The 17,537-nt window shown below is 67.9% G+C and carries 18 protein-coding genes; 5 read left to right on the top strand and 13 right to left on the bottom strand.

Going from position 1 to position 17,537, the window contains the following annotated elements:
• Window positions 1-6: 6 nt before the first annotated feature.
• The 5 genes from N825_RS31050 to N825_RS31070 are packed head-to-tail and all read left to right on the top strand — an operon-like array spanning window position 7 to window position 4,974.
• On the top strand, window positions 7-1,113 hold the full coding sequence (locus N825_RS31050) for an ABC transporter substrate-binding protein (RefSeq protein WP_037460332.1): 1,107 nt from the start codon (window positions 7-9) through the stop codon (window positions 1,111-1,113).
• A 17-nt stretch (window positions 1,114-1,130) separates the two neighbouring features.
• The gene (locus N825_RS31055) at window positions 1,131-2,036 is read left to right on the top strand and encodes an ABC transporter permease (protein WP_037460334.1); all 906 of its coding nucleotides are present in this window, start codon (window positions 1,131-1,133) and stop codon (window positions 2,034-2,036) included.
• 13 nt (window positions 2,037-2,049) lie between these two features.
• Window positions 2,050-2,856: an ABC transporter permease gene (locus N825_RS31060; protein WP_037460336.1), complete on the top strand. Its 807-nt coding sequence runs from the start codon at window positions 2,050-2,052 to the stop codon at window positions 2,854-2,856.
• A 34-nt stretch (window positions 2,857-2,890) separates the two neighbouring features.
• Window positions 2,891-3,958, top strand: a complete 1,068-nt coding sequence (locus N825_RS31065; RefSeq protein WP_037460338.1) for an ABC transporter ATP-binding protein — start codon at window positions 2,891-2,893, stop codon at window positions 3,956-3,958.
• Window positions 3,959-3,999: 41 nt separating this feature from the next.
• The gene (locus N825_RS31070) at window positions 4,000-4,974 is read left to right on the top strand and encodes a dipeptidase (RefSeq protein ID WP_037460340.1); all 975 of its coding nucleotides are present in this window, start codon (window positions 4,000-4,002) and stop codon (window positions 4,972-4,974) included.
• Between the two features lie 21 nt (window positions 4,975-4,995).
• Here N825_RS31070 and N825_RS31075 read toward each other — a convergent pair whose 3' ends face one another.
• Genes N825_RS31075 through N825_RS31135 form a run of 13 tightly spaced genes read right to left on the bottom strand, consistent with a single transcriptional unit; the run spans window position 4,996 to window position 16,941 of the window.
• Complete coding sequence (locus tag N825_RS31075; protein ID WP_084165217.1) at window positions 4,996-6,432, bottom strand: TadE/TadG family type IV pilus assembly protein; 1,437 nt, start codon at window positions 6,430-6,432, stop codon at window positions 4,996-4,998.
• Between the two features lie 28 nt (window positions 6,433-6,460).
• A complete protein-coding gene (locus tag N825_RS37250) occupies window positions 6,461-7,051 on the bottom strand; it encodes a TadE/TadG family type IV pilus assembly protein (protein ID WP_051513668.1) in 591 nt (196 codons plus the stop codon).
• Window positions 7,052-7,060: 9 nt separating this feature from the next.
• A complete protein-coding gene (locus tag N825_RS31085; RefSeq protein WP_051513670.1) occupies window positions 7,061-7,630 on the bottom strand; it encodes a TadE/TadG family type IV pilus assembly protein in 570 nt (189 codons plus the stop codon).
• Complete coding sequence (locus N825_RS31090) at window positions 7,627-8,433, bottom strand: tetratricopeptide repeat protein (RefSeq protein ID WP_084165218.1); 807 nt, start codon at window positions 8,431-8,433, stop codon at window positions 7,627-7,629. The genes N825_RS31085 and N825_RS31090 overlap by 4 nt, the downstream gene beginning before the upstream one ends.
• Window positions 8,434-8,462: 29 nt before the next feature.
• Window positions 8,463-9,416, bottom strand: a complete 954-nt coding sequence (locus tag N825_RS40560) for a type II secretion system F family protein (RefSeq protein ID WP_051513672.1) — start codon at window positions 9,414-9,416, stop codon at window positions 8,463-8,465.
• Window positions 9,413-10,399 (bottom strand): type II secretion system F family protein, encoded by a 987-nt coding sequence (locus N825_RS37255; protein WP_051513674.1) that lies wholly within the window; start codon window positions 10,397-10,399, stop codon window positions 9,413-9,415. Before N825_RS37255 ends, N825_RS40560 begins: the two co-directional genes overlap by 4 nt.
• A 15-nt stretch (window positions 10,400-10,414) precedes the next feature.
• A complete protein-coding gene (locus tag N825_RS31105; RefSeq protein WP_037460344.1) occupies window positions 10,415-11,827 on the bottom strand; it encodes a TadA family conjugal transfer-associated ATPase in 1,413 nt (470 codons plus the stop codon).
• Window positions 11,824-13,092: a CpaE/TadZ family protein gene (locus N825_RS31110; RefSeq protein ID WP_157619658.1), complete on the bottom strand. Its 1,269-nt coding sequence runs from the start codon at window positions 13,090-13,092 to the stop codon at window positions 11,824-11,826. Before N825_RS31110 ends, N825_RS31105 begins: the two co-directional genes overlap by 4 nt.
• Before the next feature lie 5 nt (window positions 13,093-13,097).
• Window positions 13,098-13,745: a CpaD family pilus assembly lipoprotein gene (locus tag N825_RS31115; RefSeq protein WP_037460345.1), complete on the bottom strand. Its 648-nt coding sequence runs from the start codon at window positions 13,743-13,745 to the stop codon at window positions 13,098-13,100.
• Window positions 13,746-13,790: 45 nt separating this feature from the next.
• Entirely contained in the window at window positions 13,791-15,200 is a 1,410-nt protein-coding gene (locus N825_RS31120) for a type II and III secretion system protein family protein (protein ID WP_037460347.1), read from the bottom strand.
• 41 nt (window positions 15,201-15,241) lie between these two features.
• On the bottom strand, window positions 15,242-16,111 hold the full coding sequence (gene cpaB, locus N825_RS31125) for a Flp pilus assembly protein CpaB (protein ID WP_051513678.1): 870 nt from the start codon (window positions 16,109-16,111) through the stop codon (window positions 15,242-15,244).
• A gap of 13 nt (window positions 16,112-16,124) precedes the next feature.
• A complete protein-coding gene (locus N825_RS37260; RefSeq protein ID WP_051513680.1) occupies window positions 16,125-16,661 on the bottom strand; it encodes a prepilin peptidase in 537 nt (178 codons plus the stop codon).
• Window positions 16,662-16,707: 46 nt separating this feature from the next.
• Window positions 16,708-16,941: a Flp family type IVb pilin gene (locus tag N825_RS31135; protein WP_051513682.1), complete on the bottom strand. Its 234-nt coding sequence runs from the start codon at window positions 16,939-16,941 to the stop codon at window positions 16,708-16,710.
• Window positions 16,942-17,537 lie beyond the last annotated feature (596 nt).

The following is a 17,537-nucleotide window of genomic DNA, read 5'->3' on the forward strand; positions in this document are numbered from 1 at the left end:
CTCACGATGACAAAGCGGATCGACCGCCCGTTCGGGCACATGTTCGGGGCGCCGTCGCGCCGGGATTTCCTGGTTGGCCTGGGGGCGGCCGGGATGGGTGCCGCGGGAGTGGCGGCCGGAGCGACGCTCGCCCTTCCAGGCGCCGCCAGGGCGCAGGGAGGCTCGCTCGTGGTCTCCAACTGGGGCGGTGACTGGAACGAGCGGACGGTTCGTTTTGTCGAGGAGCCCCTGGTCGAGGGCAAGGGCATCCGGATCACCCGTGATCTGGGGATGGAGCCGGAACGCAAGGCCAAGTTGCTGGCGGAACGCCGACTTCGGCGCGGCACGGTCGACGTCCTGCACATCAACGAGGGCGACAGCTTCGAGATGTTTTCCCAGGATGTGCTGACGGAGATCGACTTCTCCAAGGTGCCCAACTACGCCGACGTGGTGCCGGCGCTGAAGACCCGGCCCTATTTCACGCCGTGGCTCTACAGCGGCGTCGCGATCATCTACAACAAGGACAAGGTGCCGAACCCGCCCAAGTCCTACGCCGAGTTGTTCGACAAGAAATGGGTCGGCAAGGTCGGTCTGACCAACCAGCTCTACTTCAACTACATCATGATGGGCAGCCTGTTGGCCGGCGGCACGGTCACCGATGGCGAGGCCGGCAAGGCGAAGCTGGTGGAACTTAAGGAACTGGTCCAGCCACGGATCTACGCGGCGCACCAGCAGCTGGGTGCCGGTCTCGCCACCGGCGAGGTCGATATCGCCATCAACTACAAGGCGCGCGGCCTGCAGTGGCGGAACGATGGCGCGCCGCTCGAGGTCCAATACCCCGAGGAGGGCGCCATCGCCGTCATGTTCGGGGCGGGACTGCCGAAGCGGGCGCCCAGTCCGGAACTGGCGCATGTTTATTTCGACGCGATGCTGGACCGCAAGGCCATGGCCGGGTTGGCGGGAGCCAGCTTCTACGCCCCGGCCAACGGCGCCGCCGAGCTGTCGCCGGAACTGCGCGCGTTGATCGACTTCACGCCCGATCAGGCGGCCGCCCTCAAGTTCCCCGATTACGCCCATGTCGCCAAGAACACGGCCGAATGGCTCGAATGGTGGAACAAGACGATCACCCGGTGAGGGGAGGGTTGGAGCCGATGACCAGCGCCGCAGCCACGGCGCCGCACCCCTCGCCGGGATCGGCGCGGGCGCGGCGCATCCCGCCGGCATTCGGCCTCGCGTCGCCAGCGACCCTGTTCGTGGTTCTGGCGCTGCTGGGGCCGCTGGCCTTGATGTTCCGCTACAGCCTCAACCGGTTCGTGCCGGGCGAGTTCATGGTCGAGGCGCTGACGCTGGAGAACTACGTCAAGTTCCTCGGCGACGGCTTCTATCAGGAGGTGCTGTTCACGACCCTCTGGGTGTCGGGGCTGTCGACGCTGCTGTGCCTGCTCGCCGGGTTCCCGGTCGCGTATTACCTGGTCCGGCAGGCGCCGCCGGTCTGGAAGTCGCGCCTGATGATCCTGATCATCCTGCCGCTGCTGATGGGCAACGCGGTGAGGACGGCGGCCTGGATGGTGATCCTGGGCGACAAGGGGCTGCTGGCGGCCGGCATGGCCGCAACTGGCCTGTTCTCGCCGTTGAAGCTGATGTACACGCCGGCCGCCGTGGTGATCGGTCTGGTCTCGGTCATGCTGCCGTTCATGATCGTCACCTTGCGCGGCATCCTGGAAGGGATCGACCGCAACCTGGAGGACGCGGCGGAAAGCCTGGGCGCCAGCCACCTGATGGTGCTGTGGCGGGTGGTGCTCCCCTTGGCGCTGCCTGGAATCCTGGCCGGCACGATGCTGTGCTTCATCCTGTCGATGAACGCCTACGCGACTCCGGTCCTGATCGGCGGGCCCCAGTTCCACATGATGGCGCCGGAGGTCTACCAGCAGGTCGCCAAGGCGATGAACTGGCCGTTCGGTTCGGCGCTCGCCTTCATCCTGATGGCGGTGACGCTGGTGCTGACGACCGTCGCCAACATGCTGATCCAACGGCGCTACCGCCGCTGGAGTGAATGAGGGAGGGGCCGCGATGCACGCGAAATGGGTCAACCGCCTCTATGCCACGATGTCCGCCGCCGTTGTGGCGTTCATCCTGCTGCCGCTGGTCGGGATCGTCTGGGTCAGCTTCTTCTCCAACCGCATCCTGTCGTTTCCGCCCGAAGGCTACACGCTGGACTGGTACGTCAGGGCGTGGGGCATGGATGTCTTCCGCGACGGCTTCGTCACCAGCGTCCAGACGGCGGCCTGCGCCACGCTGATCAGCCTGGGCCTGGGGGTGCCGGCCTCGCTGGCGCTGACCCGCTACCGGTTCATCGGCCGCGACGCGATCCAGACGCTGCTGCTGGCGCCGATGATCGTGCCGGGCATCGTCGGCGGCGCCGCCCTGTTCATCGCCTTCATCGAGTTGGAGGTCCTGTTCGACCATCAGATCGCGGGAACCTTGGGCGGCCTGCTGATCGCGCACGGGTTGATCGCCTTGCCTTGGACGGTGCGGCTGGTGACGGCCTCGCTGGCCGGCACCGACCGCTCGATCGAGGAGGCGGCGGCCAGCCTGGGAGCGTCGTCCCTGACGATCTTCCGGCGGGTGACGCTGCCGTCGATCCGGCCCGGCATCGTCGCGGCGGCGCTCTTCTCCTTCGTGATCTCGTTCATCGACCTGGAAAAGTCGATCTTCCTGGTCGGGGCGGGCCGCACGACGCTCCAGATAGCGTTGGTCAACTATCTGGAATGGAACCTGGATTCCACGGTGGCCGCCGTGGCGACGGTGCAGATCGTCATCATCGGGACGCTGCTGCTCGCCAGCGACCGCTACGCCAAATTGGGCCGCGCGTTCTGACGCGCCGACGGCTTCGAGGAAGGATCGCCAGATCATGTCGGATGTCATTCTCCAGTCCATCGTCAAGCGTTACGACCAAACCGTGGCGGTCGATCACGTGTCGCTCTCGATTTCCCAGGGCGATCTGGTCGCTCTGCTGGGCCCGTCGGGCTGCGGCAAGACCACGACCCTGCGGATGATCGGCGGCTTCGTCGATGTCACCGAGGGCAAGGTCCTCGTCGGCGGCCGGGACGTGACGGCGCTGCCGCCGGCGAGGCGCAACATGGGCTTTGGCTTCCAGAACTACGCGCTGTTCCCGCACATGACGGTGGCCCAGAACGTCGCCTTCGGGCTGGAGATGCGCCGCGTGTCCAAGGCCGAGACGGCGGCCCGCGTTGGTCAGGCGCTGGACCGGGTCAAGCTGGCGCATTTGGCGGAACGCCTGCCCAAGCAATTGTCCGGCGGCCAGCAGCAGCGCGTGGCGCTGGCCCGCGCCCTGGTGATCGAACCGGATGTGCTGCTGCTCGACGAGCCCCTGTCGAACTTGGACGCCCAGCTTCGGCAGGAGATGAAGATCGAGATCCGGGAACTCCAACGCTCGCTCGGCATCACCACCATCTTCGTCACCCACGACCAGGACGAGGCGCTGTCGGTCGCCGACCGCGTGGTCGTGATGCGCCAGGGCCGAATCGAGCAGGACGGCACCCCGGACGAGGTGTTCGAGACGCCGAGGTCGCATTTCGTCGCCGAGTTCATGGGTGTCACCAACCTGCTCAAGGGGCAGCGCGAGGGCGACGCCCATTTCCGCGTCGCCAGCGGCGAGTTGATCACGGTGCCGCCGGAAGCTCGTGGCGCCATCGGCGGAATGGCCTTCGCGCTGCGGCCCGAGCGGATCGAGGTGGCGGAACATTCCGGCGCCGCGGCGGTCAATTCGCTTGAGGCGGAAATCGAGAACGCCACATACCGCGGCCATGTCATCGACTATCGCGTCCGCACCCCGTCGGGCCTGACGCTGGTGGCCCGCCGCCCGGCGCCCGCCTTGGGAGGGCCAAAGGCCTTGGGGGCGGGCAACAAGGTCCGCGTCTCGTGGGCCAGCGACGCCGGCGTGCTGGTGCCGCTCTGAGCCATCCACAGGCTAATTCGAACAAGACAGGGAGGGACCCAGTGTCCACGCTTCACGACAGGCTGACCGTGATCGACGGTCTGATCATCTCCGATTTCGGCCCGGAAATCTTCCGGGAGATGCGCAAGGGCGGCATCACCGCCGCCAACTGCACCTGCTGCGTCTGGGACAACTTCACCGAGACGATGCGCAACATCGCCAAGTGGAAGGGCTGGTTCCGCGATCATGGCGACCTGATCACCCAGGTCCGCACCACCGCGGACATCGCGCTCGCCAAGCGGGAGGGCAAGACCGGCATCATCCTGGGCTGGCAGAACACGACCGCGATCGAGGACCGGCTGGAATACCTGGAGCTGTTCCACGAGCTGGGCGTCCGGATCGTCCAGATGACCTACAACACCCAGAATTTCGTCGGCTCCGGCTGCTACGAGAGCCGCGATAGCGGGTTGTCCGACTTCGGGCGGGACGTGGTGGCGGAGATGAACCGGCTGGGCATCCTGTGCGACCTGTCCCATGTCGGGCCGAAGACGTCGGAGGATGTCATCACCGCGTCCAAGCAACGCGTCGCCTATTCCCACTGTCTGCCGGCCGGCTTGAAGGCGCATCCCCGCAACAAGAGCGACGAGCAGTTGCGCTTCATCGCGGAGCGCGACGGCTTCGTCGGCGTCACGATGTTTCCGCCGTTCCTGGCGAAGGGACCGGCCGCGACCGTCGACGACTATGTCCAGGCGATGGACTACGTCATCGATCTGGTCGGCGAGGACAAGGTCGGCGTCGGCACCGACTTCACCCAGGGTTTCGACAAGCCGTTCTTCGACTGGATCACCCATGACAAGGGGACCGGCCGCAAGCTGACCGACTTCGGTCCCGTCATCAATCCGGAAGGCTTCCGCGAGATCGCCGATTTCCCCAACCTGACGGCGGCGATGGAACGCCGCGGCTGGAGCGCCGGCCGCATCGAGAAGGTGATGGGCGCCAACTGGCTCCAACTGCTGCGCGACGTCTGGGGCGCTTGATCGGTTCGAACCCCAAGGTGGTCACTTCTCCAGCCGAAGGTTGCTGAGCTGCGAGCCGATCTGCTTGAAGATGCCTTGCAGCTCGGCGGCGGAGGGGGAGTTGAAGTAGTAGGTCGGCTGGGAGGCGCAGCCGCGGTAGAGGCTCTTGGTCGTCTCGCTGGTGACCATCAGGGTGATCGTGTAGATCGTGATCTTCTTGGCCTTCATCGCCGCGCAGAGGTTGGTCATGCGGGTGTTGATGTTGGTGGTCGCCTGACTGGCCGAACTGGTTCCCAGCCGCTTTTCCGACAGCCGGCCATAAGCGGTGTAGTCGCCGGTCGGCGGTTTCGAGTAATCGTGCCATTCGTTGCTGCCGTCGGTCAGCAGCACCACCGCCTTGTCGGTGTCGGTGGTGTCGTAGTCCAGCGGCAGGCCAGCCGGGGTGGGGCCGCCCCACAGCCCGCGCCACAGCGGCGACAGGGTGAACCAACCGGCCTGGAGGCCGATGTTCGCCATGGTGCCGCCCCGGTTGACGCCCTTCAAAGCCGCGATCTGGCCCAGGATCTGGCTCTTGCTGTTGGACAGCGGCAGCACGGCTGGGCCGCAGCCAAGATTGGGACCGGTGCGGTTGTTGTTGTCGGTGTAGGGCAGGGGATCGTTGATCGGCGGCCAGTCGTTATCGCCTCCCTCGGGATACTGTCCCAGGGTCGAGCGGTAGAGGAACGCGGTGAACGGCGCCGCCGAGGGCGGCAGCTCGTCGGCATCGTGGTTGACCCGCGCCTCGACGCAGCCGCGCCACGCGCTGGGCTGGTAGTCGGCGGCGGTCGGGGACGTGGGGGCGAGCCAGCCCTGGCGGTCGGGTCCCAGGTTGACGGTGGCGGTATAGGGAACCACCGACATCCACAGCGTCTGCGACGACTCGTTGGCGCCGAACAGGATGTCGACCAGATCCTTGGCCGAGGTCCGTAGCTGGCCGATCTTGTTGCTTCCCCACATCGATCCGGTGACGTCCAGCACCAGCGCCAGCTCCATGCCGCGGACGGTGCGCCTGACCTGGTTGCTGACCGAGACGGGGATGGTGTCTATCCCGAAGATGCGGGAGAAGGTGGTCGGCAAGGTGGCGCTGGCGCTGACCACCAGCGTCTCGTTGTCGGCCGCGGCGGTGACCTTGGGCGTGCCGACGGTGGCACCCAGGAAGTCGGACGGGATGTTGGCGTTGAAGTACATCCGAACGTCCGTCTCGACATTGGCGGTCGTCAGCACGCGTCCGCCCGCCAGGGCCGCCGCGTCGATCGCCGTGCTCAGCTTGTTGTACAGCATGTAGGCCCGAGCCAGATCGACGGCCAAGCCGGTGGCCCCGATCGCGGGCACCGCCATCAGCGCCGTCATGACGGCGATATTGCCTCGCCGGCCCAATCTCGACAGGAAGGGCCAGGAGAGTGGGAGCCGGGACAGGAGGGTGCGCGGGATGGAAGTCATTGCCAACTCTCCGGCGATCGGGGCCAGTTCAGGGTTCCAGCTTGGTCAGCGTGCCGAAGCGGGGGCGGTAGACCGCCATCCGGCGCAGGTCGACCGCCTTGTCGGTGTCGCTCAGCCAGCCGATGCTGAACACGTAGGGATGCAGGGTGTAGTAGACCTCGACGAACAGCACGCTCTCGCCATAGCGCAGCGAGAAGCCGGCCGGCAGCTTGGCGGCGCCGCTGGAGCCGATCTCGCCGGTCGGTCCGGCCCGGCCGGAGCGCCGCTGCCACATGACCTGCGGCCCGTTGCCTTGGTCGGCGACGCAGGTGATCAGCACGGCGCCCTTTGCCGGCAGATCCAAAGGCAGCGCTATCTGGTTGGCCGCCAGGAACAGAACGCCGACCTCGTCGCCCTTGACCACCGTCATGCCGTCGCGCAGGCGGTCGTACTGGGTGCCGACATCGGCGGTGCCCGACGCGACCCGTTCGACCTTCAAGGCGGCGGAGACATAGGTCGTCATGTCGACCATGCCGACCAGCAGCAGGATCACCACGGGTGCTATGATGGCGAACTCGAGCGCGGCCAGGCCGCGCCGGTCCGACCGGAGAATTTCGAGGATCGATGCTGGTCCGGGCATGGTTCGGCCTCAGCTCCGGAAGGGTTCGTTGCGGACGACGACGCGCGCCGAATATGTCAGCGGCGACTTGGCGACCAGTCCGGCGATCATCCCGGTCAGCGGCGCGTCGGTGTAGGTCAGGGTGTAGATCACGACCTGACCACCGGCGCCCGCGTTGGAGGCGCCTTGGTCGGCGTCCCAGCGTCCGTTGCCATTGACGTCGGTGAAGGCCTCGCCCCGGTCGCAGACACCGTTGTTGTTGGCGTCGATGCAGGGTTCCGGGTGGCCGATGCTGGAGAACCCGTCATAGGCGGTCATCACGACCGTGAGGCGGGACGGGTTGATCAGACCCATGCCGGTGTCGACCACCAGATCGCGCAGCATCTGCTCCCGCGTCACGCCGTCGGGCGGCGGCGAGCCGGTCACCCCCGTGCGGGACGCCTTGCGCGCCGCCAGTTCCAGCACGTTTTGGACGGTCAGGCCATAGCCGAACTCGACGGTCGCGATGATCAGCAGCACCAGTAGGGGGGACAGCAGGGCGAATTCCAGGGCCGTCGTGCCCCGCCGCGACAGCCAGCCCTTAGGACCGCCGGATCTCATGGTGCGACCGGCTTTTCCACCGCCAAGTGGCGGGCGGCCTCATAGAACGACAGATTGGATTTGACGTCGCGTTCCTCCAAATCGGTCCGGCCAAGCTGGGCGGCCCGCGTGACGTCGCCCTTCAGCCCCAGCACCAAGGCCAGGTTCTGGCGCATCCGCGCGGTGCTGGTCGGGCTGTCGACCAGCGGCAGCAGGAGGGTTTCGGCCTCGTTCAGCCTGCCGCTCAGGGCCAGCGACAGCGCCAGATTGTTGGCGGCGGTGCGGTCGCGCGGGTTGATGTCGAGCGCGTTCTGGTACTGCACCCGCGCCTCGTCGTGGCGGCCCAGCGTGTCGAGCGCCACGCCAAGGCCGACGCGGGCCCGCGTGTCGTTCGGCGCCTGGTCGACCACGGCGCCGAACTGGACCACCGCCAGATCCGGCTGGCGCAGCTGCATGGCGACGCGTCCCAGGCCCAGCCGGGCGTCGGTGTTGAACCGGTCGATCGCGATGGCGGTCCGATAGGCCTCCGCCGCCCGGTCGAAGTCCTGCGATCCGGTCAAGGCGTCGCCCAGCGACACCTGGAGCGCCGCGTTGCCCGGCTGGCTTTCCACCAAGGTCTTGTACAGCTTGGCGGCGTAGCCGAAATTGCCGGCCGCCCGGGCGCTGTCCGCCAGCTTCAGCTGAAGCCGGCCCTTGTCGTCCAGCACCGTCGCGGGGGGCGCCGACGCCACGTCCGGGCGGGCATCCATGCCGGCGCAGGCCGAGGTCAGCAGGCAGCCCATCACCAACGCGAGACCTGTGAGGCGGGAGGAGGGGAAACGCATGATGGTGGGGTCCTTGAAGGTCGGTTGGGTCAGCGGGCGGCGAGGGTGGCCATCAGGTCGAGCGCCGCGGGACCGGCGACGACGATGAAGACGCAAGGCAGGATGAAGCAGATCATCGGCAGCGTGATCAGCACGGGCAGCTTGGCGGCGCGTTCCTCGAAGCGGACCAGCCGCTCGCGGCGCATCTCGTTGGCCAGCACCCGCAGGGCCTGACCCAGCGGAGTGCCGTAGCGCATGGTCTGGCTGAGCGTCGCCACGAGGCTGCGCAAGGTCTCCAGCTTCAGCCGGTCGGCCATGTTGGCGAGCGCCAGATAACGGTCGGGCAGCACCCGCATCTCCGCGGCGGTGACGCCCAGCTCCTTGCCCAGTTCGGGATGGGCCTGTTTCATCTCGCGGGCGACCCGCTCGAACGCGATGTCGAGTCCGAGGCCGGCCTCGCCGCAGATCACCAGCAGGTCGAGCGCGTCGGGCAGGCCGCGCTCGATCGCGGCCTTGCGGTTGCGGGCCAGGCGCGACAGGACGATGTCGGGCAGCCGCCAGCCGGCCAGCGCGCTGCCCGCTAGGGTGCCGAACATCATCAGCGCCAGGGGGGGAGCGGGCCGGCTTTGCAGCCACAGCCAGCCCAGCAGCGCCGCGATCAAGGCCAGCGTCGCCTTCAGCCCGACGAAGAACGGGGCGGCGCCCGGCTGGGTGAAGCCGGCGGTGGCGAGCTGGCCCCGGATCAGCACCATCTCGGCCTGCCCGACCAGCGGGCCCTTGGCGAGGAAAGCGCCCAGCCGATGGAACGGACCGGGCTTGGATGCGGGCTCCGACGCGCCCGACAGCACCAGGGCGGAGTGGCGGACCTTGTCCAGCCTGTCGTTGAGCCGCTTCCGGGCGAGCCCCGTCTGGAGTGTCAAGGCCGCCACCACCATCACCAGGATGGCGCCGGCGAGCAGGGCGAGGTCGAACGGGTCGACCGCCAAGGGACCGATCGCGATCATGACAGCGCCCTCCGGATCAGCATCGACATGGTGAACAGGCCCATGATCAGGCTGCCGGCGGCGGCGGCCAGCAGCAGCTTGCCCTGCGGCTCGGTGAACAGGCGCGACAGGTAGACCGGGTTCATGATGTAGAGCCCGGCGCCGGTGACGAAGGGCAGTCCGGCCAGCACGTAGGTGGAGGTCCGGGCCTCCGCCGACAGGGCGTGGGCGCGCTGGCGCACCGCGCGGCGCTTGCGGATCACGTCGGCGAGGTTGTCCAGAGTCTCGGTGAGGTTGCCGCCGGTCTCGCGTTGGAGCACGACGGTGACGACGAAGAAGCGGTATTCCGGTAGGCCGGTGCGGGACGCCAGCGACCACAACGCGGTCTCCAGATCGACACCGACCGCCAGCTCCTCGATCACCCGCTTGAACTCGGGACCGACCGGGGCCGGCATCTCGGCGCTGACGACGCGCAGGCCCTCGGCCACCGGGATACCGGCGCGGACCGCGCGGACGATCAGGCCGATCGCGTCGGGAAACTGGTCGAGCAGCCGGTCGTTGACCGCGCGCTTGGCGCGGGTGAACATGAAGCGGGCGCCCAGCACGCCGCCGGCCGCCATGGCGCCCAGGATGCCAAGCGCCGGCAGGCCCGCGAAGGGACCGGCGACCCAGCCGCCGGCCACCGCCAGGACGACGCCGGCGATGCTGGCGCGCAGCATCAGCGGCCCCTTGGCGCCGACCATCCGGGAATCATAGCCGAAGCAGCGCGACACCGCCTGACGGACCTGGGGCAGGCGTCCTTCCGGTTGCCCCAAAGTGATCCTGACCGGCTGGTTGGCGCCCGACTTGGTCGGAACGCCGCGGTTCTCGACATCGTGGAGACCGGCGATCCGGCGGTTGAGCCGGCGCTGGCGCGTCTGGGTGGTGACGATCACCGGCACCACCAGCAGCATCAGGACGACGGTCGCCAGCAGGACGATGTCGAGGGTCTGGAGATTGCCCATCGCTTCGGTCCCCCCTTACCCACGTTCCTGGTCGACCGCCGCCATGTAGGCGGCGTCGAGGCCGAAATACTCCAGACGGTCCATGAAGGACGGCCTGACGCCCGCCGAGCGGTAGGTGCCGCGGATGGTGCCGTCGCGGTTGTTGCCCTCGAAGTCGAAGGTGAACAGGTCCTGGGTCACCATGACCTCGCCTTCCAGGCCCGACAACTCCGACACCTGGGTGATGCGGCGGACACCGTCGCGCATGCGCTGGACTTGGACGATCAGGTGGACGGCGCTGGCGATCTGCTGGCGGATGGCGCGTGGCGGCAGGTTGACGCTGCCCATCATCACCATGTTCTCGATCCGGGCGAGCGCGTCGCGGGTGTTGTTGGCGTGGACGGTGGACATCGAGCCGTCATGGCCGGTGTTCATCGCCTGGAGCATGTCGAACGCCTCGGCGCCGCGAACCTCGCCGATGATGATGCGGTCGGGCCGCATCCGGAGCGCGTTGCGGACCAGGTCGCGCTGGGCGATCTGGCCGTTGCCCTCCAGGTTGGGCGGGCGGGTTTCCAGCCGGACGACGTGGGGCTGCTGGAGCTGCAGTTCGGCGGCGTCCTCGATCGTGACGACCCGCTCGCCGATGTCGATCATCCGGGACATCGCGTTGAGCAGCGTCGTCTTGCCCGAGCCGGTGCCGCCCGAGATGATCACGTTGAGCCGGGCGCGGGCGAAGATCTCCAACGCGCGGGCCATCGCCTCTGACATGCTGCGGTAACCGACCAGCGTCGCGAAGTCGATCCGCTTGCGGGCGAACTTGCGGATCGAGATGCAGGTGCCGTCCAGCGCCAGCGGCGGCACCACGATGTTGACGCGGCTGCCGTCGGGCAGGCGGGCGTCGACCATCGGGCTCGACTCGTCGATCCGGCGCCCGATGCCGCCGGCGATGCGCTGGGCGATGTTGAGCACGTGCTGCTGGTCGCGGAACCGGACGTTGGAGAGCACCAGCTTGCCCTGCTGTTCGACGAACACCCGGTGCGGCCCGTTCACCATGATGTCGGTGATGCGGTCGTCCTCCAGCAGCGGCTCCAGCGGGCCGAAGCCCAGCATGTCGTGGACCAGTTCGTTGGCGAGCTGGGCCTGTTCGCGGCTGTTGAGCTGGAAGCGGTTCTCGGTCGCGATCTCGTCGATCAGGTTCTCCAGCAGGGGCCGCAGGGCCGCCGGCTCCAGCCGCGACACCGCCGACGGGTCGATCCGGTTCATCGCCTCGGTCCGGATGCCGTCGAGCGAGCGGGCGCGCGGCGAGGCCGGGTCCATGGTCGAGGTCGGCTCGACCGGCGCCGGGACGGCAGCCGGGGCGGGCGCGGGCGCCGGTGCCGCCTCGAGCACCCCCGACAGCGTGACCGAAGCGGCGGGGATGGCGGATTTGCGGCCGAACAGCGCGTTCATTTGGCGCTCTTCCCGCCGCGGAACAGGCGGCCCAGCAGGCTGGTGCCACCGCCCGCCGATTGGCCGGACACCGCCTCGGCCAGCTTGGAGATCTCGGACTTGAACGGGGCGCAGCGCTTGATCGCCGGCTCGCCCAGGGTGGCCGCCTCGATCAGCGGCTTGGGTCGGCAGTCGATCGCGTAATCGGCCGGGCCGCCAAGCGCGCGGTTGAACTCGGCCGGGGTCAGGGCGCCCGGAGCGCCCCGGCGGTTATGGACGACCAGCGTCTGGCGGCTGGACCCGGAGCTTTCGAACGCGCCGCGCAGCCGCAGCGCGTCGCGGGCGCCCGCCAGATTGCCGTCGGCCACGACGATCCGCAGGGCGGCCTGGTCCAGCACGGCGCGCGCCGTCTCCGACAGGTCATGGGGAACGTCGACCAGGACGTAGTGGTACTGGCTCCTCAGGCTGTCCAGCAGGTCCAGGACGGCGCGGGGGTTTGGGGCGACCGGGGGAATGATCGGCTCCTCCGTCGCCAGCACGTCCAGCCGGTCGGAGGCCGGCTGCATGGCGCGCTCCAGGAAGAGCTGGTCGACCCGCTCGGGTGCCTCGATCGCCTCGCGCAGGCCGCGGCCCGGCTTGAGGTTCAGGTGGAGCGCCACCGTGCCGGTATGCAGGTCGAGATCAACCAGGGCGATCCGGCGGCGGCCGACATCGGCGAGATATGACGCCAGGTTGACCGCGACCGTCGTCGTTCCGACACCGCCCCGGGCGCCGGTCACCGCGACCAGCTTGCCCTGACGGCCGGTGTCCTCGCCGCGCGCCGCCGTTCCGGCGGCGCGGCCGAGCAGCGCCTCGATCTGATCCGATGGCAGCGGCTTGAACAGGTATTCGGCGACGCCGAGGCCGCGCAGGTTGCGGTAGAGGGCGACGTCGTTGCGGTCGCCGATCGCCACGACGGTGACGCTGGGCTCGCAGACCTGGGACAGGGATTCCATCGCGCCGATCGGCAGTTCGATGCCGCTGAGATCGACGATCAGCAGGTCGGGGGAACGCTGGCGGGCGAGGTCGCGGACGGCGGTGCGCACATCGCCGCGCCGGACCTCGAAATCGCCGACCAGTAGCTGGGACGCGGTCTGCCGAAGCGCCGTCTCGGTCGCGGGGTCGGTGACATAGGCCAGCACCTTGCCGCCCCGCTCGGAGGTCTTGCCGCCGCGCTCGGTCTGGAGGCTGCCATGGTTGGCCGGGATGGACATCGAGGAGGTGAACGGTTGGGCGAGGGCGGTCATGTCGGTCACTGCTTGCTGATGGTTGCGCCATGGCCACCGGTCGCGGTGGTCGAGATGAACGGCTTGACCTTGTCGGTCTGGTACCGGGTGATCGCGGCCGTGTCGTGGGTCACGTCGCCGTCACCCAGAGTGCGCCCTACCACCAGGTCGCGCGGGTCCTCGATCATGACCTGGAGGTTGCGGTTGGTGACGCAGCCGAGCGGCAGCAGCGGACCGTTCTCGACGTAGTTCTTCTGGATATCGGGCCAGCCGCCGCAGGTCGGCGGCGTCACGGTGAAGCGTTGCAGCAGGACACGGGCTTGGCCGGGCATCGCCACGTCGTCGCCGAAACCGACATGGCTGGGCGGGATGCCGGCGTCGGCCAGTAGCCGGACCATGGCGGTCCGCGCCTCCGTCCCCGCGACGCCGGTGACCCGCGCCCTGGTCGTCGCGGGCGAGCCGAACGAGCCCAGCGTCTGGAGCGCCGCGGCGCGGTCGGCCTGGGCGATCCGTCCCTGGGCGTCGATCGCCACCGTGAGGTCGCCGTCGAGCGCGTCGACCACGCCGATGTTGCCGATCCGGGCCTGTTCGAGCGGCATGTCGGAAGCGGTGGAGCAGGCCGCGGTGATCAGCAGGCCGGCGAGGACGGCCGCGATGCGGGGAAGGGGATGCATTGGACTATCTCCTGCGATGGGCTTCTGAACGGGCCGCTGGGGTGATCACTCGAGGATGAAGCCGACATCGCCGCGCAGCCGCACGCCGCCGGGACCGAACAGCGGGTTGGTGCCATCCGACTGACCGGGCTTGTTGATCCGGCCGACGAAGATCCGTTCCAGGTCGGACGCCGGGATGTAGTTGTCGTTGGGCGTCTGGAACGCGCCGGGCTGGGAGACGGGCCGGACCATGTAGGGGGTCACGACGATCACCAGCTCGGTCTCGTTGCGCTGGAACCGGGTCGAGCTGAACAGCCCACCGAGGACCGGCACGTCACCCAGACCGGGAACGCGCTGGGCGACGGTGCGGCTGTTGTTCTGGAGCAGCCCCGCCACCGCGAAGCTCTGGCCGCTGCCCAACTCCACCGTCGTCTCGGCGCGGCGGACGCTCAGCGCCGGGATCTTCAGGTTCTCGATCACGACGGCGCCCTCCTCGGTCAACTCGCTGACCTCGGGCCGCACCTTCATGCTGATGCGGTCGCCGGACATGACGGTCGGGGTGAAGTCCAGGCTGACGCCGAACTGCTTGAATTCGACCGTGATCTGCCCGTCGCGCTGATTGACCGGGATGGGGAACTCGCCGCCGGCCAGGAAGCTGGCTGTTTCGCCGGACAGCGCCGTCAGATTGGGTTCCGCCAGGATCGAGACGAGGCCGTCCTCTGCCAAGGCGTCGATCACCGTGTTGACGTCGACCCTGCCGTTGCTGGATTGGTAGCCGAAGGGCAGGGAGGCGGCGCCCGTGGTGGAGCGCAGGATGCTGCCGCCCGCCACCAGGGCGTCGCGGCCGGTGGCGATTCCGAAGGTGAAGGCGCCGACGTTGAACAGGCTTTCCCAGTTGAAGCCCAGCTCCTTGGTGACCGAACGGGACACCTCGGCGATCCGGACCCGCAGGTTGACCTGCGATCCCATGGCGACCTTCAGCCGGTTGATCACCTGCTGGTCCTTGCCGAGGAACTGGCGGGTCAGTTCGGCCGCCTGGGCCGCCGCGGCGGGGCTGGGGGCGGTGCCCGACAGGATGATGCCGCCGGGCGTCGATTCGAGGTCGGCCTGGGTGTCGGGCAGCTGGCTCGACAGCCGGCGCTTCAGATCGCCCAGCGGCTGCGTCACCGAGACCGAATAGGAGACCATCGGCTTGCCGTCGGCACCCAGCGCGAAGACGCTGGTCCGGCCCGGCGCCTTGCCGAACACGAAGAAGGAGGCGCCGTTGGCGGGGGCCTGGACGTCGGCGATCTCGGGGTTGGCGACGAACACGGTGGCGGCGGGACGCGACAGCGGAACGGTCTTGCCGGCGTTGACCTCGATCGTCACCTCCGTGTCGGCGCGGGCGGGGCTGGTGAGGGTCAGCGTGGCGAGGATGGTGGACACGATACAAATCAGTGCTGCCCGGCCCAGTCGGCGGGCGGTGGTCGTCGTCATGACCTGGTGCTCCTGTGGGGCGGGTATCACTTGGATGAAACTCACTGGCCGTTGCGCGGGGAGCCGCGCAGGATCTGGACGCCCGCCGGAGCGGAATGGCTGGGTGCGGCGGCCTTGGCGGGCGGCTTCTGCAGGGCCAGCGCCGGGGACACGTCGGCGGCCCAGGTCGGCGAGACCTTCTCGTTCAAGGCGATCTCCGGCTCGTGCTCGGTGGCGACGCTGCGGAGCGCCAGGGCCAGCCGGCCCAGGCCGGAAGCGACGGAGATCATCTCGGCCTGACGGGAAGTCGCCTCCAGCGTCACGGTGCGCGGCACCTTGAGTTCGCCGGGGTCGGACTGGCCGCTGGACGCCTCGTTGAGGTGCTGGTCGATCGCCAGGACCCGCAGGTCGCTCAGCACGGTCTCGCCGACCGCCTTCTGGGTGGGCTTGGTGTCCTCCTGCTCGAAGGTCTGGGTCAGGATCAGGTCGACCCGGTCTCCCGGCCAGATCAGGCCACTGGCGGCGCTGACGGCGTCGACCGCGACGGCCACCGCCCGGTTGCCGGGTGTCAGCACGGCGGCGAGGAAGCCGCGTTCGCCGGGGCTGACGATCTGGCCCTGCATCACCGGTTCGTTGGCGACCAGGTTGCGGCGGGCGACCGAGCCGGTCACGGCGTCCAATTGATTGGCGGCGCGGCTGTAGTAGCCGCTGGGAATGTCACCCGAGGACCAGTCCTGCCAGCGCACGTCGTCGGCGCGGAGCAGGGAGCCGGCGGCGATCGGACGGGCCGCCACCAGGATGGCGCTGCCGAGGACCGGGACGGGGGCCGCGACGGCGGTTCCCGTTTCCTTGGGCATCGACCGCACCACGACGAGGCCGACGATGCCGACCGACAGGCTGACGAGTGCGATGAGCAGGATTCGCATGAGCATGACGGCACCTTCTTCAGGAAAGGCCGCCGAGCGACAGGATGGCGCCGGCGGCGATGGCTACGCCGTAGGGAATGGATTGCTTGCGGGCGACCCGCCTGTGCTCCGCCGCGAGGACAAGCCGAAGGCGGCGGCGCCAGACCCGGCGCGTCGGACCGGCGGGGGAGGGAAGCGGTACGGTACGCCCGGAAAGGGCGAGGTGGCCGGCCAGATAGGTCAGGGCCAGGACGCCACCGGCGATGGCGGTGACGGAGAGGAAATCGGCCAGCCGGTCGAAGCCCAGGAAGAAGGTGCTGGCGCCGATCAGCTTGGCGTCGCCTCCTCCCAGGAATCCAGCGGCGCAGAGCATCACCAGCGCCACGAAGACCCCGGCGGCGACGGCGGCGTCGGTCACGGCGGAGGCTCCGCCATCGACCAGCGCCAGCCGCAGGATGCCAAGGAGCAGCAGGGCCAGGGAGCAGGCGTCCGGGATCGTCCTCGCCGCGACATCGGTCGTCGCCGCGAGGACGTAGATCAGGCAGGCCGCCAGGAGGATTGGTTCGATAAGGGGCATTCTCTCTCCTCCGGCGGCTTGGGTCTGGAGGGTCTGTAAGGGAGGCTTACTTGCCGGCGGTGGTCGGCACGGCACCGATCGTCGTGGACAAGCCGGTGAACATGGTGTCGAGGCTGGTGCCGAGCGCGGTGACGCCGGTGATGATGACGACGGCGATCAGGGAGGCGATCAGGCCGTACTCCAGCGCGGTCACGCCGCGGCGGTTCGACAGGGCGGCGCCGATGGTGCGGACGACCGGCAGGTGGGAGACATAATCGAGAGTGTGCTGAACGTTTTCCATGGTACTGACTCCTGATTAAAATGCGCGGGTGTGGGGTAGGGAGGTGACAGTCCGGGGAAATCCCGCGATCGGGGCCGGTGAATGCCGGCTTTTGCCGCGAAACTCCCATTCTATTTAAACTGCCAAACGAATAACGGAGTATGAATCAGGGATCGGTTTGAAATAATGGCGATTTTACTTTGAAATTCGAAGTATCGATGCGCCTGTTAACTGTGCGCTGGAAAAGCGGTATGGTTCATGTTGTTGCTCGTTTCATGTTTGCGGTGGGCCGTGTTTGTTGCACCCAATGTGCTTAAATTTCGAAATAATCTCAAACTATCGATAGGCGTAAATTTATCTACCCCGAACGATTTAGATGGGGATTAACGGGATTGATAACCCTCTGAATCTGCAGAAAAATTATATCCAATTGCAGACAAATCCGCGATTTCGGAGGTTGGCTACTTTAATAAAATCTTAAGTGTTATGCGCTTGGGTGGAGTGTTTCCCGGTCGGCTTTGCCGAAGGTGGTTCTCCTTCGGCTGAATTCCGTACCACGCTGGCCTCGCTCGTCGTGTTGGGGTAGGGGTGTTGGATCCGACGGCTTTTCGCCGTCC

This window comes from Skermanella stibiiresistens SB22 (assembly GCF_000576635.1).
GTDB classification, from domain to species: Bacteria; Pseudomonadota; Alphaproteobacteria; order Azospirillales; family Azospirillaceae; genus Skermanella; species Skermanella stibiiresistens.

Coding starts and splice junctions, on each gene's coding strand:
- N825_RS31105 (WP_037460344.1), bottom strand. CDS start 11,827: ATGAACGCGCTGTTCGGCCGCAAATCCGCCATCCCCGCCGCTTCGGTC.
- N825_RS31075 (WP_084165217.1), bottom strand. CDS start 6,432: ATGACTTCCATCCCGCGCACCCTCCTGTCCCGGCTCCCACTCTCCTGG.
- N825_RS31090 (WP_084165218.1), bottom strand. CDS start 8,433: ATGCGTTTCCCCTCCTCCCGCCTCACAGGTCTCGCGTTGGTGATGGGC.
- N825_RS31085 (WP_051513670.1), bottom strand. CDS start 7,630: ATGAGATCCGGCGGTCCTAAGGGCTGGCTGTCGCGGCGGGGCACGACG.
- N825_RS37260 (WP_051513680.1), bottom strand. CDS start 16,661: ATGCCCCTTATCGAACCAATCCTCCTGGCGGCCTGCCTGATCTACGTC.
- N825_RS37255 (WP_051513674.1), bottom strand. CDS start 10,399: ATGGGCAATCTCCAGACCCTCGACATCGTCCTGCTGGCGACCGTCGTC.
- N825_RS31135 (WP_051513682.1), bottom strand. CDS start 16,941: ATGGAAAACGTTCAGCACACTCTCGATTATGTCTCCCACCTGCCGGTC.
- N825_RS31050 (WP_037460332.1), top strand. CDS start 7: ATGACAAAGCGGATCGACCGCCCGTTCGGGCACATGTTCGGGGCGCCG.
- N825_RS37250 (WP_051513668.1), bottom strand. CDS start 7,051: ATGCCCGGACCAGCATCGATCCTCGAAATTCTCCGGTCGGACCGGCGC.
- cpaB (WP_051513678.1), bottom strand. CDS start 16,111: ATGCTCATGCGAATCCTGCTCATCGCACTCGTCAGCCTGTCGGTCGGC.
- N825_RS31115 (WP_037460345.1), bottom strand. CDS start 13,745: ATGCATCCCCTTCCCCGCATCGCGGCCGTCCTCGCCGGCCTGCTGATC.
- N825_RS31120 (WP_037460347.1), bottom strand. CDS start 15,200: ATGACGACGACCACCGCCCGCCGACTGGGCCGGGCAGCACTGATTTGT.
- N825_RS31065 (WP_037460338.1), top strand. CDS start 2,891: ATGTCGGATGTCATTCTCCAGTCCATCGTCAAGCGTTACGACCAAACC.
- N825_RS31060 (WP_037460336.1), top strand. CDS start 2,050: ATGCACGCGAAATGGGTCAACCGCCTCTATGCCACGATGTCCGCCGCC.
- N825_RS31110 (WP_157619658.1), bottom strand. CDS start 13,092: ATGACCGCCCTCGCCCAACCGTTCACCTCCTCGATGTCCATCCCGGCC.
- N825_RS31055 (WP_037460334.1), top strand. CDS start 1,131: ATGACCAGCGCCGCAGCCACGGCGCCGCACCCCTCGCCGGGATCGGCG.
- N825_RS40560 (WP_051513672.1), bottom strand. CDS start 9,416: ATGATCGCGATCGGTCCCTTGGCGGTCGACCCGTTCGACCTCGCCCTG.